The sequence below is a fragment of the Pseudomonas sp. FW305-28 genome, assembly GCF_017351395.1.
Taxonomy (GTDB): domain Bacteria; phylum Pseudomonadota; class Gammaproteobacteria; order Pseudomonadales; family Pseudomonadaceae; genus Aquipseudomonas; species Aquipseudomonas fluorescens_AA.
On record NZ_JACNDD010000060.1, the window covers coordinates 25,837 to 39,368 of the forward strand.

General features: G+C 62.6%; 12 protein-coding genes. 1 reads left to right on the forward strand and 11 read right to left on the reverse strand.

Going from position 1 to position 13,532, the window contains the following annotated elements:
* Positions 1 to 64 precede the first annotated feature (64 nt).
* From J4E53_RS15635 to J4E53_RS15650, 4 genes are read right to left on the reverse strand one after another with little or no spacing between them, the layout of a single operon-like run.
* Positions 65 to 1,465 (reverse strand): PIG-L deacetylase family protein, encoded by a 1,401-nt coding sequence (locus J4E53_RS15635; RefSeq protein WP_103309037.1) that lies wholly within the window; start codon positions 1,463 to 1,465, stop codon positions 65 to 67.
* 8 nt (positions 1,466 to 1,473) lie between these two features.
* Positions 1,474 to 2,370, reverse strand: a complete 897-nt coding sequence (locus J4E53_RS15640) for an antimicrobial resistance protein Mig-14 (protein ID WP_103309036.1) — start codon at positions 2,368 to 2,370, stop codon at positions 1,474 to 1,476.
* Positions 2,370 to 3,500, reverse strand: a complete 1,131-nt coding sequence (locus J4E53_RS15645) for a glycosyltransferase (protein WP_103309034.1) — start codon at positions 3,498 to 3,500, stop codon at positions 2,370 to 2,372. The genes J4E53_RS15640 and J4E53_RS15645 overlap by 1 nt, the downstream gene beginning before the upstream one ends.
* On the reverse strand, positions 3,484 to 5,241 hold the full coding sequence (locus J4E53_RS15650; protein WP_003197115.1) for a carbamoyltransferase: 1,758 nt from the start codon (positions 5,239 to 5,241) through the stop codon (positions 3,484 to 3,486). The genes J4E53_RS15645 and J4E53_RS15650 overlap by 17 nt, the downstream gene beginning before the upstream one ends.
* Before the next feature lie 616 nt (positions 5,242 to 5,857).
* Between J4E53_RS15650 and J4E53_RS15655 the strand changes: the two genes are divergently transcribed.
* The gene (locus tag J4E53_RS15655; RefSeq protein ID WP_060739467.1) at positions 5,858 to 6,244 is read left to right on the forward strand and encodes a hypothetical protein; all 387 of its coding nucleotides are present in this window, start codon (positions 5,858 to 5,860) and stop codon (positions 6,242 to 6,244) included.
* 159 nt (positions 6,245 to 6,403) lie between these two features.
* Here the strand turns inward: J4E53_RS15655 and J4E53_RS15660 are convergent, their stop codons facing one another.
* From J4E53_RS15660 to waaF, 7 genes are read right to left on the reverse strand one after another with little or no spacing between them, the layout of a single operon-like run.
* Positions 6,404 to 7,849 (reverse strand): lipopolysaccharide kinase InaA family protein, encoded by a 1,446-nt coding sequence (locus J4E53_RS15660; protein WP_103309033.1) that lies wholly within the window; start codon positions 7,847 to 7,849, stop codon positions 6,404 to 6,406.
* Positions 7,849 to 8,601, reverse strand: a complete 753-nt coding sequence (locus J4E53_RS15665; protein ID WP_103309031.1) for a lipopolysaccharide kinase InaA family protein — start codon at positions 8,599 to 8,601, stop codon at positions 7,849 to 7,851. The genes J4E53_RS15660 and J4E53_RS15665 overlap by 1 nt, the downstream gene beginning before the upstream one ends.
* Positions 8,598 to 9,332: a lipopolysaccharide kinase InaA family protein gene (locus tag J4E53_RS15670; RefSeq protein ID WP_060739470.1), complete on the reverse strand. Its 735-nt coding sequence runs from the start codon at positions 9,330 to 9,332 to the stop codon at positions 8,598 to 8,600. The genes J4E53_RS15665 and J4E53_RS15670 overlap by 4 nt, the downstream gene beginning before the upstream one ends.
* The gene (gene rfaP / locus J4E53_RS15675) at positions 9,332 to 10,138 is read right to left on the reverse strand and encodes a lipopolysaccharide core heptose(I) kinase RfaP (protein ID WP_060739471.1); all 807 of its coding nucleotides are present in this window, start codon (positions 10,136 to 10,138) and stop codon (positions 9,332 to 9,334) included. Before rfaP ends, J4E53_RS15670 begins: the two co-directional genes overlap by 1 nt.
* Positions 10,135 to 11,259 carry a glycosyltransferase family 4 protein gene (locus tag J4E53_RS15680; RefSeq protein ID WP_103309030.1) on the reverse strand — a complete coding sequence of 375 codons (1,125 nt, stop codon included), beginning with the start codon at positions 11,257 to 11,259 and terminating at the stop codon, positions 10,135 to 10,137. The genes rfaP and J4E53_RS15680 overlap by 4 nt, the downstream gene beginning before the upstream one ends.
* On the reverse strand, positions 11,259 to 12,317 hold the full coding sequence (waaC, locus tag J4E53_RS15685; protein WP_060739473.1) for a lipopolysaccharide heptosyltransferase I: 1,059 nt from the start codon (positions 12,315 to 12,317) through the stop codon (positions 11,259 to 11,261). Before waaC ends, J4E53_RS15680 begins: the two co-directional genes overlap by 1 nt.
* Position 12,318: 1 nt before the next feature.
* Entirely contained in the window at positions 12,319 to 13,353 is a 1,035-nt protein-coding gene (waaF, locus tag J4E53_RS15690; protein ID WP_060739474.1) for a lipopolysaccharide heptosyltransferase II, read from the reverse strand.
* Positions 13,354 to 13,532: the final 179 nt, after the last annotated feature.

Here is a 13,532-nt window from a genome sequence, read left to right on the forward strand (position 1 = left end):
ACGACTTGATAAATAACCGGAGGCCGGTTTGCGCCGTAGCGCAAAGACGCCCCGCCTTGGGCCTCTACAGCCGCCAGAACAGTTCATGGCGACGCACAGCCTTGCGAAAAAATTCGTTCTCGCCATACGCCGAGCCCGTGCGCCCCGCCAGCAGACGCTGGATGCCACGGCGCAGGCGACGCTTGAACGGCGCGCGCGGTTGCAGGTCATGCATCATGCCCAGCGCCATGGCCTTGTCGCGTTGCCCAGGCAAGGCCAGCGGCAGGCTGACAGGCTGCATCGGCAGGGCCGGCTCGAAACACGGCGGCAACGCAATACCCGCACCCGCATCACCCATGGGCCAGCGGTCATTGTCGTGCAGGTGATTGGCATAGCCCAACAGCGTGGTCGGTTGCCACTCCAGGCCTTCGAGGGCTTGCAGGACGGCATGATGGGCGCAGAGATGATCGGGGTGCGGATCAAGGGTCGGGTGTGGCAATACAATGACTTCGGGGCGCGCCTTGAGCAGCAGCACGCGCAGGTCCGCCAGCAGGTTGTTCCAGGTTGGCGCGCCGTCGTCATCGCCAGGCAGGGCGAACGGGTTCAACTGGCGGAACAGCCGGGTATCGCTCAGCCCCGCCTCGCGAGAGCCCTGGGGCTGGCTCGGCGCGGCCTGCATCGCCGCCAGTTGCAGGCAGAAGTAACCCAACTGCACACAGTGCGCTTGAGGCACGCCGGCCCAGCGGGGTACGGCAATGCTGTCCCAGGCTCGCAAACGGCCCTTGAGTCGCGCGGCTTCGACGCTGTCCAGGCCCATCTTCCGATAATGCCCGGCCTCGATTTCACCCGCTGTCAGCGTCACGATCCAGGCCTCGTCAGCCTGGCTGTACAAACCGTAGGCGGCCAGCTCAGCATCATCGGCGTGGGGAGCGATGACCATCACCCGCTGATGTTGCACTGGTGGCGGCGTGAAGGACCACAGCGTCGGCTCGCCCAGCAAACGGCAATGACGCCCGCGCAGGCGCAGCTCGCCCCGGGACAACGCCGGGCCCTGCTCGCTGAGGTTGAGATAGCGCAGGCCATTGACCCCGCGCTCGAAGGTTTGCAGGTCCCTTTCACCCCCCGACAACTCGACGAGCGGGTCGATGAAACGTCCCAGCCAGGTGCTCTTGATCCGCAGTGCGAGGATCAGCGTCGCGCCATCATCCAGAATCACGCCTTCGTCCAACCGAAGCCGCCCGGCATTCAAATGCACCTTGGGTTGCTGGGTGAACGGCGGGAAGCTGTATTGGTAATCGTCCCGGGGCGAATAGAACAGGTGATCGGCGAACCACGCTTCGTGGGCGATCCAGCCCAGCACCGCCAGTACCAGGGGCAGCCACCAGGCCACCCCGACGCCCAGCGACACCAACACCACAAGGGCAAGTAACAACCCCACGCGCTTGTTGCGACGGTGGCGCTTGAGTAACTGTTGCTTGCGACTCATGGGTGGGTTCATACGGTAAACACCGGCACGGGGTTGCACCAACGGTCCTTGTATTCCCGGTCCGCCCGACCGAATGAAAAACGCAACGGCTTGCCGGCGGCACGGGCGTGTTCCCAGGCGCTTTGGGTGTTGAGGAAGCTCAACACGCTGCCGGGGCTGAATTCGCGGGTCTGCGGGTCGACACCACCGTTGATGTACTCGACGCTGATCCACTCGGGCGCTTCGACGCGATACACCAGTTGGATTGCAATCGGCGCATCGTTGAGAAAGATCACCGAGCCGATCAGCCATTCGCGCAGCAGCTCGATCACCTCGCCCATGCGCTCGGCACCGGTGGCCGCAAAGCCCCAGCGACGCAGGAACAGGTCGCAGTAGATCGAGGCCAGCTCGGCGCTGGAAAACTCGCCGACCGGCCGCACCACCCCGCCCGCCTCTTCCAGCAAACGCAGTTCACGGCGCTGGTTGTAGCGAAACTTCTTGGACAGCTCTTCCGGCGTGCGGGCCATGGCCAGTTGTTCCTGCTGCAACTTCAAGCCGCTGAAGCGCCCCTCGTTGAGGGCCGACAGGTAACGTCCACGATGACGCAACGGCGCTTGCGCGTCGGGCGCCGCCGGCAGGATCAGCTCGGCATTGCCCAGGTCGAACAAGCCCTTCTTGCCGCTGCGCTTGAGCACATCTTTGGACAGCGCCAGGTCGCGGCCCCAGGTCGGTATGGCCGCCTTGAGCTCACCGCCCTGCTCGAACGCCAGGTAACGCACGGGAATCCCGGCCAGGGCCGCCAGGCGCTCGACCACCAGGGGATGAGTGGCCACGCTGCCGCCAAAACGCTGCCAGGCCTGGGCATAAATCGACGCATCGACGGCGGTCCAGCCGCGCTCGCGCCAGCCTTGGAATCGGTTGAGCATCAGGCCCTCGGCGCCAGTTCGGTGACTTGGGGCAAACGCCAGAATGCCTCGCGTACGGCGCGATCCGAAAAACGTTCGCGCAAGCGATCGAGCATCAGCTCGGCGCATTGGCGACGCTGCAGATCGTCCATGGCCGCCAGGTGCTGCAGCCCCTGGGCCATGTGCTCGGCGTCGCCCAGCGGAAACAGGATGCCAACGCCTTCGACCACCTCCTTGGCACCACCGCAGGCCGTGGCCAGCAACGGTGCGCCGGCGGCCATGGCCTCGAGCAGCACCATGCCGAACGGTTCATGGTCGGAGCTCAGGGCGAACACATCAAAAGCACGGAAATAACGGCGCGCTTCGGGCACCTGGCCGAGGAACAGCACACGATCAGCAATGCCCAGCTCTCGGGCCAGTGCCTTGAGGTCCTGCTCCAGACGGCCCTTGCCGAGAATTGCCAACTGGCTGTTGACCGGCAGATGCCCCAGCGCTGCGGCAAAGCCGCGCAACAGTGTGGCCTGGTCCTTGTCCGGGTGCAGACGGCCGACATTGCCGACAATCCAGGTGTCCGTATCCAGCCCCAGCGTATGCCGCGCCTCCTCCCGGGAGACCAGGCTGGCCTGGACGGCATCAAGGTCGATGCGGTTGTAGAGGGTCTGGATCCGGGCAGCCGGCCATTTCGGCAGGCAGCGGCGCATGTCGTCACGCACCGCATCGGAAACCCCGAGCAGGCTCAGGCGCTTGCGGTAAACGTGGGCGAACAACCGGCGAGTGCGCCGCTGGTAGTCCCCGAAGGCATGGTGCACGCCAATCACCGGCAAGCGAGTACCCAGCAGGGCGATGTAGATCGGCTTGAAGCGATGGGCAATGCAGAAACTGAAATTGCGCGAGGCGGCGATCTTGCGCAGATCGCCGATGGCGCCCAGCTTCAGGCCACGAATGGCGCTGGAGCTGTATTCCATGAACAGCACCTCGTCCGAGGCACAGGCGGCAGCGACTTCGGCATCGGCCGCCCCGGTGAGGAACACTGTGGTCACGCGATAGCCGGTGCCTGCGAACAAGCTGGCGTACTGACGGGCGCAGTCCAGGAACGGCCCGTCATAACCGTGGCAGAACTGCAGCACATGTCGCTCAGCCGAGCGTGTCATAAGCGTCCACGCCGTCTTTGACCACCAGGATGTCTTCCATGATCAGGTACTGCAGGTCGGAACCGAAGAACATGTTCAGCGCGTCGGTCGGCGAGCAGATCATCGGTTCGCCACGACGGTTGAGCGAGGTGTTCAGCGACACGCCGTTGCCGGTCAACACTTCCAGGGCCTTCATCATGTCGTAGTAGCGCGGGTTGTATTCGCGCTTGAGCACCTGGGCCCGGGAGGTGCCGTCTTCATGGACGACTTCCGGCACGCGGGTTTTCCATTCTTCGGCCACTTCGAAGGTGAAGGTCATGAACGGTGCCGGGTGATCGACCTTGATCATCTGCGGCGCAACGGTGTCGAGCATCGACGGGCAGAAAGGCCTCCAGCGCTCGCGGAACTTGATCTGTTCGTTGATCCGATCAGCCACGCCGCTGGCGCTTGGGCACCCGATGATCGAGCGACCGCCCAAGGCACGCGGGCCAAACTCCATGCGGCCCTGGAACCAGGCCACCGGGTTACCGTCGACCATGATCTTGGCAATGCGCTCGGGGGTGTTGTCGATCTTGCGCCAGGCAGGCTTGCTCGGATGACGGGCGCACGCGGCGATCACGTCTTCGTTGCTGTAGGCCGGGCCGAGGTAGACGTGTTCCATCTTCTCCACCGGCACGCCACGGGCGTGGGACACATACGCCGCCGCACCCACCGCCGTACCGGCGTCACCGGAAGCCGGTTGCACGAACAGCTCCTTGACGTCGTCACGGGCGATGATCTTCTGGTTCAGCTTGACGTTCAACGCACAACCACCGGCGAAGGCCAGCTTGCCGGTTTCCTTGAGCACGTCGCCCAGGTAGTGGTCGATCATTTGCAGCGCGAGCTTCTCGAACAGCGCCTGCATGCTCGCCGCGTAGTGGATGTACGGCTCGTCGGCGATGTCGCCTTCGCGTTTCGGGCCGAGCCATTCGATCAGCTTCGGCGAGAAATAGAAGCCCTTGCCCTTCTCTTTATAGCGGCGCAGGCCAATCACGTTGGCGTAGTCGGTATTGATCACCAGCTCGCCGTTTTCGAACGAGGCCAGGCGCGAGAAATCGTACTTGGTGGCATCGCCGTAGGGCGCCATGCCCATGACCTTGAATTCGCCATCGAGCATTTCAAAACCGAGGAACTCGGTGATCGCGCCGTACAGGCCGCCCAGGGAGTCCGGGTCGAAGAATTCCTTGATCTTGTGGATCTTGCCGTTTTCGCCGTAGCCGAAGAAGGTCGTGGCGTACTCGCCCTTGCCGTCGATGCCCAGGATCGCGGTTTTTTCCTGGAAGCCCGAGCAGTGGTAGGCACTGGAGGCGTGGGCCAGGTGGTGCTCGACCGGCTCGATCTTGATTTTCTTCGGATCGAAGCCCAGTTGCTCCAGGCACCAGACGATCTTGCGGCGATAGCGCTTGTAGCGACGGTTGCCCATCAGGATCGCATCGAGAGCCCGGTCCGGGGCGTACCAGTAACGCTTGGCGTAGTGCCAGCGCGCTTCGCCGAACAGGCTGATCGGGGCGAACGGAATCGCCACCACATCGACGTCGGAAGGCTTGATGCCGGCTTGTTCCAGGCAGAACTTTGCCGACTCGTAGGGCATGCGGTTCTTTGCATGTTTATCGCGTACGAAGCGCTCTTCCTCGGCCGCCGCGATCAGCTTGCCGTCTATGTACAGCGCTGCGGAAGGATCATGGCTAAGGGCGCCGGACAGGCCAAGAATCGTCAATGCCACAGGGTCTAGCCTCTTATGTCTGCATACGGGCGACAAGCGCCTCGAAAAAGTTGATGTGCCGCTCGCCAGGGCGCGGGGCAGCCAAAGGGGGGCGATTATAACTTAAAAGCCGCCTCAAACCTCTAGCGGTGAGACGCGAGCTTCGTGGCGACTTACGACATATGTACATTGACAGCTGCGGACCACCAACATGATCCCTGCAAGCGGAGTGCTGGCCTGGGATTTGCGGTCGACGTCCTGGCCTCGGTGAGCCTCATTCGAGTTCCATGTTTAAAGAATAAAAAACAACCCGGCACTCAATCGTGCTCCTTTCGCCCTCCGAAACTGTGGGGTTTGCGCTCGAACATTTATACCTTTTCCTATACCGAACCCTTGCCCATCATTCGCAGCGAAACGCTATCGTCCGGTGCGCCGAACAATGAGGCGTCTCGCAACATACCAAGCGAGCGCTCATGGCGCGTTAAAGATTCAATAGCCAAATAGAATACCGGCAAAAGCCAGTCATTATAAAAATCAAATAACCGCCTATCGCCACTGTAAAGAATGACAGTTGAGCAGGCTCAGGAAACAGTGAAAATCGGGAGTGCGATACTTCAAACACCACAGGAAACCCACCATGACCACATACGCGATAACAATTGGCGGTAATGGAACCGAGTCCCGCGCCTATGAACCCGGCCATGCGGCCCAGCAACTCAGGCTGGAGCCCTCAGCCGACGGTTCTCATCACCTCATAAATCCGGACGGCTTTGTACTGACTACCGTAGGCGACGGGAGCATAATGACGTCAAAGAGCGCTACCGACGGCAGCGGATCGATAAGTTTTGAAGTTCAACAGCAGGGGGACGGGACCGTAAGAATAAAAGCAGGCTACTACAATCTCTGGGTACAACTTACTGGCTATGACGTAAAAACTGTTCAGTGGGATCCCAATAGCCCCTATCAGAAATTGACTCAACGAGATGAAGGCAATGGCTACTATGCCTTTACAGTAGATCTTTAAACCCTGCAACTCGCTGATTTGTTCGATAATCAAACCTATATACCGGCGCATATCGGTATGGACATCAGGTCTTGCCGCTCGAATAAATCAGCGCTTGCGGAGCCAGTCAATCCTGGAGCAGATACATGCGTTCAATCTTCCTGCCCCCTTTCTCAAGTTTCACCCCTCTAGCCTCTGTGGCAGCCGTTGATCGATCACTCGATACAACGCGCTGCCCTCAGGCCAGTTGCGCATGAACCGTGCCCGATCCCGCGCATACGCCGGGGCGAAGCTGGACTGGGTGCGGTGTTGGCACATGGAATCGAGGTCGATCAGCGCCCAGCGGTCGTGCTGCCAGAACAGGTTGTGGCCCTTGAAGTCGCCATGGCTGATGCGCTCGCGGATCAGGTCGGCGAACAAGCGATCCAGCGCCAGCAACTCGGCTTCGGGGGCTTCACCGCTCTGCACGTAAGGGCCGAAGCGCTCGATAATGTCCGGCCCCGCCAGGTGTTCGGTGACCAGGTAGGCGCCGCGGCGCAGCCACAAGAAACGTTTTTCCAGCAAGGCCAGTGGCTTGGGCGTGGCAATGCCGAGGAAGGCCAGGCGATGGCCTTCGCGCCAGGAATGCCAGGCGCGGCTCGGGCGCCAGAAGCGCTTGAGCCAGTGGGCGAAGTTCTTGATGTTGTAGCGCTTGATCACCAAGGTGCGACCGTTCGCCTCGACTTTGCCGACACTGGCTGCGCCGCCGGTCTTGTACAAATGGCCCTGATCGAGCAGCGCATCGGCCTGCTCCAGCACCGGCGCCATGGCCGCTTCTTCATCCCGCCGGATCGCCCGCAAGCCGAACGCCCCGCGCTGCACGCTGAAAAGGCTGCACTCGCGCCCGACTTTCTCGAGGAAGTCCTTCAGGCGCCAGGCCTGCACCTTGTCGATCTGCTTTTGCAGCGCTTCCATGGGCAGCGCGTGTTCGGCGTTGCCCAACAGGTAATACACCAACAGCTCTTCATTGAACGGCTGGAGAGCTTTGGGAAGCTGGGCGAAAAACACCCCCAGGTTTTCCAGGACTTTCTGCCGCGACAACGGTTGCCCCGGGGTTTCGGCGCGGATGCCGGCACCGTCGATCAAGTAGAGCTTGCCGTCGTGGCGCAGCAGATTGTCCAGGTGCAGGTCTTCCTGCCACAGGCCTTTGCCGTGCAGTTGCGCAATGGCGCCCAGGGCTTCGGCCAGCACCGCCGTCTGTTCGTCGGCCAGCAAGGGCAGGTGTTCGACCCGTTGCCAGGCCTCCCCCAGGCTCTCGGCGCCTTCGAGCAATTCGAACAACAACCAGCCGCCTTCAGCCTCGTTCAAGCCATCGGCGAGCAACAGCGGCGTCGTCAGCCCTTGCTCCGCCAGCAAGCGCACGCCTTGCAGTTCCCGCTGGAAGTGCCGGGCGGCCTTGTTGCCCACCAACAATTTGGCCAGCACCGGCCGACCACGCCAGATGCCCGCCCCGACATAGCGCTGCCCCGGCAACACCCGCAACAGAGAAAGCAGCTGCAATTGCGCCGGGCCGGCGGCGTCGGCCAGTTCCAGGCTCAATGGCAGGCTGGGGCTGCGGCCGGCATTCTTCAATTCGGACAAATGCATCAACGGACTCCCTTGTGGCTGCGCCGGGCGCTCAGGCGCTCCATCCAGCTGTCGACCAGCCCGGCATCGAGCGGTTGGGCCAGGTAGGCAGACAACAGCTGGCGTACATCGGCATCACTCCAGATGGAGGCGCGCCGCAACAGCGGCTCCAGGTCCTTGACCCGGTCACGCTGACCAAACAGCAGCGGCCGAGTCTTCTCCAAGTCGATCAATTGCGCTTGATAACCGTCGGCGGTGGTTTGCAGGAAGATGTGCTTGGGATAGAAGCAACCGTGCACCTGATGCATGCCATGCAGGCGCCGCGCCAACAGCCCACAGGCGTTGAGCACGGTGGTGCGCTGCGTCGCCGTCAGGCTCGGCCAGCGTTGCAACAGCGAGTCCAGGTCGTCCCAGCCGTCCAGGGCCCGGGTCAGCAGGATCGCCCGCACCTCGCCCTCCACCTTGCGCTGGCCATAGAACACCGCTTGCAGGGCCGGAATCCCCAACTGCCGATAACGACTGATGTTGCGAAACTCCCGGGAAAAACTCGGCTCGCCAAAAGGGTGGGACCAGGTCCGGGTCAGGTAATTGCTTTGGCGCTTGAGGTAATAGCCCTGCCCGTCCAGCTCCAGCCGGAATACGCTGCTCCAGCCATCACCCGAGGTATTGGGTTCGTCCACCGCATCCAGTTGCCGCGCCCACAAGGCCTCGAAGCTGTCCAGGCCATGGCGTTGCAACAACGCTTGGTCTTCAGCGGCCAGAAAGTCAGTCATTCACGCCCCTCGAAAAATCTCACCACGTGACGGATGCGTTTCTTGTCACACGCATCGAGCCGGTCGCGCTGGCGGTATTGCAGGTAAAAGCGCAGGCGCTGCGTGGCCGACAAATGGTATTTGGCCACTTTGTCCAGGCATGCCAAATCCTTGGTGATGCGGTACTTGAGCCAGAAGCCACGCCAGAAATCCCCGTTCGGGCAGTCGATCAGAAACAGCTGCGAGCGGTCGTCGATCAGCAGGTTGCGCCACTTCAGATCGTTATGGGTGAAGCGGTGGTCGTGCATGGTCCGCGTATAGCCGGCCAGTTGCCGACTGACATGATCGACCCAGGCACGGTCCGCCAGCCGCGAATCGTGACGCTCGGCGAGCGCCGAGAGGTCTTCGGTGTGGGGCAGTTCGCGGGTGATCAGCGCGCCACGGGCGTAGCTCGCACCGTTTCGCTCCAAGCCCCAGCCCACGACTTCGGCGGTGGGAATGCCCCATTTGGCGAAGCGCTTGAGGTTCTGCCATTCGGACTTGACCCGTGGCTTGCCCAGGTAGCGTCGCAAGCCTTTGCCGGCACCAACGTAGCGCTTGACGTAATAGTTCACGCCGTTACGCTGCACCCGGATCACCTCCGACAACGGGTCTCGGGTCAAACGCTCCCCTTGCAACGCGAACACCGCTTCCAGGCTGCCAAAATCCTCCGCCAGCTCGACGTACTCCGGTTCCAGATTCCAACCCGACATCAGAGCGCGTCCCCGTACCGCAGCTTTCGGGCATACAGCTTGCTGGCCTTGCCTTCGAGCCAGGCCAGCAACGACGCCTCTTCGGCGAGGATCCGCCGCAGCGGCTGCTGGAAATAGCCCTTGAGAAAACGCAGCTTGTCGCGGCGGGTCAGGCCGATGTCCAGCGCCGAGAAATACAGCGCCGCCAGGTCCTTGTTGCGCCAGCGAGTGGTGATGGCAGGACGGGTCTGGGCGCGGTGCAGGTCGATCACCGAGAGTTTGAAATCCCCAGGGGTCACCGGCTTGTCGGTGTGCAGCAGAAAGTGGCAGATATAGCAGTCGCGATGATTGACGCCGGCGCGGTGCATCATGCCGGTCATACGCGCCACTTCGGCGATCAGCGCACGCTTGAGCGTCGGTTGTGGCGGCTGCTTGACCCAGTCGATGCTGAAATCTTCGAGGCTGACGGTTGGCGCCAGCTCTTCGGTGATGATGAACGAGTGCTGGTCCGCCGGGTTGCTGCCCTTCTCGCCGTAGGCGACAGCGGTCATGGTCGGCACGCCGGCTTCCTGCAAACGCTGGATAGCCTTCCACTCCTGCCCTGCGCCGAGGACCGGCAGCTTGGCGGTGAACAGGTTCTTGAAGATTTCGCCCCAACCGATGCCACGGTGGATCTTCACGAAAAAGCCGCGACCGTCCACCTCCGTGCGCAAGGTGCGCCGGGCTTCCAGTTCACGATAGACCTCGCCCTTGAGCGCTTCGACTTCGGTGAACGCATCGCGTCCGGCCCAAAGGCTCTTGAACGGTTCGGCCAGCATCAACTTCATTGTGCGTGCTCCGCCAATATCACATCGGCCGCGTGCTGCGGCATGCTGTAGAGGTCGGCCGTCTCGGCGAAGGTCAGACCATTGCGGCTCCAGGCCGCCCGGGCATCGGCATCGTTCAACATGCGGCCCAGGTATTCGTTGAGCTGGGCTTGTTCGAACGGCTCATCCAACACCAGGCCACTGTCGGCCTCGGCGATGTAATGGGCGTACCCACACACCGCGCTGACCAGTACCGGCAACCCGGCCACCAGTGCTTCGAGCAGTACGGTGCCGGTGTTCTCGTTGTACGCCGGATGGATCAACAGATCGGCGCCCAGCAGGAAACGCGGGATGTCGCTGCGGCCCTTGAGGAACCGCACGTTGTCGCCCAGACCCAGCGCGGCGCTCTGCAGTTGGAATACCTTGGGGTCGTCCTGGCCAATTACAAATAGCCGGGTGCGTTTTCGCAGCTCGGCTGGCAACGCGGCCAGGGCCTTGAGGCTGCGATCCACGCCCTTGGTCTTGAACCCCGAGCCGATCTGTACCAGCAGCAGGTCGTCGTCGGCCAGCTCGAATTCGGCCCGGAACGCGGCGCGGATCTGATCGGCATCGACGGGCCGCCGGCGGTCCTGGGCGATGCCCGGTGGCAGCAGGTGAAAGCGTTCCAGCGGTGTGCCGTAGTGCTTGATGAACAGCGGCTGCTGGACCTCGGAAATCATCAGTACGTCGGTTTTTGCATCCTTGGCGAACACGGCCCGCTCGTACTCGGCGAAATGCCGGTAGCGGCCCCAGCGCCGGTACAGCGAGTTGCGCAGGTTCTGCGCCTTGTCTTCGAAACAGCCGTCGGCCGCGTAGTACACGTCCAGGCCGGGCATTTTGTTGAAGCCGATCAAACGGTCCACCGGGCGCTTGGCCAGGTCGGCCTCCATCCACGCGCTGAGTTTCTCGTTGCGGCGATGATTGAACAGCGCCTTGACCGGCGCCACCAGCACCTCGAAGCCGGGCGGCACGTCACCTTCCCAAATCAGCGTGTAGACACGGATCTGGTGACCGCGTCGCTGGCATTCCAGGGCAATGCGCATGAAGTCACGCTGCAGGCCACCGAAGGGGAAGTACTTGTAAAGGACAAAAGCCAATTGCATCAGCGCGGCTCCTCAGCCAATAACGTGCTCAGGTGGCTGGCAACACGCTCGGGGTTCAGACGCGTGAAGCACAGGGGCTGCTCGCGTTTCAGGTCAAACCGCCGGGCATCTTCGGCGGTCGGCGGGTAAGTGCAGTGTTTCTGCATGCACGGCGCGCAGGGGAAATCACTGGCGAGGTGAATCTGGCCCTTGCCATAGGCACCGGTCAGCACCGGATTGGTCGGGCCGAGCAGCGAAATGGTCGGCACGTCCAGGGCCGCGGCCAGATGCCCGAGGCCGGTGTCCACAGCCACGCAGGCCTGGGCGCCGGCAAGTACCTTGCCCATGCCGCCAAGGTTCAGCTTCGGCAGTACCAAGGCGTTGCGCAGCCCGCTGGCGATGCGTTCGGCCCGGGCCTTTTCGGCCGGGTTGCCCCACGGCAGTTTGACGACCACGCCGAACTGCCCCATGCGCTCAGTGAGCTGGCGCCAGTACAGTTCGGGCCAATGCTTGGACTCCCAGGTGGTGCCGTGCAGGAACACCACGTAGGGGTATGGGCGTGGCAACTCCACCAGCCGGTCGACATCGAGGCCGTAGTTACCCAGCGTCTGCGGCAAGTCATACCCCAGCGCCACGGCGAATAGCTGGCGCACGCGCTCGACCGCGTGCTGACCACGGGCCACCGCCAGGCGCCGGGAATAAAAGCGCGCCGCCAGGGGCTCACGCGCCGAGTTTTTATCCAACCCGGCCACTGGCGCCTTGACGTAACGGGTCAGCCAGGCGCTTTTCAGCAGGCCCTGGGCGTCGATTACCAAGTCATATTTTTCGGCGCGCACGCTCTGCTTGAAGCGTCGCCATTCGCCGCTCTTGATGGTTTGCCAGAGGTTCTTGCGCCAGCGCCGGATCGCCACCGGGATGACCTTGCCCACGGCCGGGTGCCAGGTGGGGATTTCGGCGAAGCCTTCTTCCACCACCCAATCGAACTTGATGCCCGGAATCGCCCGCGCCGCATCGGTCAGCGCCGGCAGGGTGTGGACCACATCCCCCAGCGAAGAGGTCTTGATCAGCAATACCCGCAAGTTACCGAACCTCCACGGGTGTGCCCTGCAAACGCTCCAGGGCCTCGTTCACCGACGGTGGCATGAGCTGGCGCAGGCAATTGTAATGGCCGAAACGGCAGGTGCGGTCGAAGCACGGGCTGCATTCGATGCCCAGGCGCACGACTTCGACCTGGTCGGCCAGCGGTGGCGTGAAGCCTGGCGAGGTGGAACCGTAGACCGCCACCAAGGGACGGTTAAGGGCTGCGGCCACGTGCATCAGGCCCGAGTCGTTGGACACCACCGAATCGGCGCAGGACAGCAGGTCGATGGCCTCGGCCAGGGACGTGTCGCCACTGAGGTTCACCGACTCTTCCCGAAGGCCCGGGATCAACCGCGAGCGGATGTCCTCGCCCACGGGGTGATCTTTTTTCGAGCCGAACAGCCAGACTTGCCAGCCGTCGCGAATCTTCGCCTCGGCCACCTGGGCGTAGTGTTCTGCCGGCCAGCGCTTGGACTCACCGAACTCGGCCCCAGGGCATAGGGCCAGCACCGGACGGTCCAGGCTCAGGCCGAACTTGGCCAGCGCCGCGTCACGGGTCACCGGGTCGATCCGCAGGCTCGGCCGCGGGTACGGCTTGGGCAACTCGGCTCCCGGCGCGTAGGCCAGGGCCATGAAACGTTCGATCATCAGCGGGTAACGGTCTTTATCCAGGGCGCGCACGTCGTTGAGCAGGCCGTAGCGAAACTCGCCACGCCAACCGGTGCGCTTGGGGATACCGGCGAAGAACGGCACCAGCGCCGATTTCAAGGAATTGGGCAACAGGATCGCCTGGTCGTACTGACCGGCCAGGGATTTGCCGATGCGTCGACGGGTCGCCAGCTCCAGCACGCCGTGGCCGAGCGGGAAGCTCAAGGCCTTGCGCACTTCGGGCATGCGCTCCAGGATCGGCCGGCTCCACTCCGGGGCCAGGACATCGATTTCGCACTGCGGGTGACGCTGCTTCAGGCACTGGAACAGTGTCTGCGCCATTACCATGTCACCGACCCAACTGGGCCCAACGATCAGAATATTCATGTGCTTTCCAAAAACGATACGGGGAGGCCTACGCCTCCCCGCCTCGAGAATCACTGTGGCTTAGGTCGTTGCCTGTTGCCCTAATCTACAACTGTGGGAGCAAGCTTGCTCGGGATAGGGCCATAACATTCAACATCCATGTCGCCTGACATTCCGCTATCGCGAGCAAGCTCGCTCCC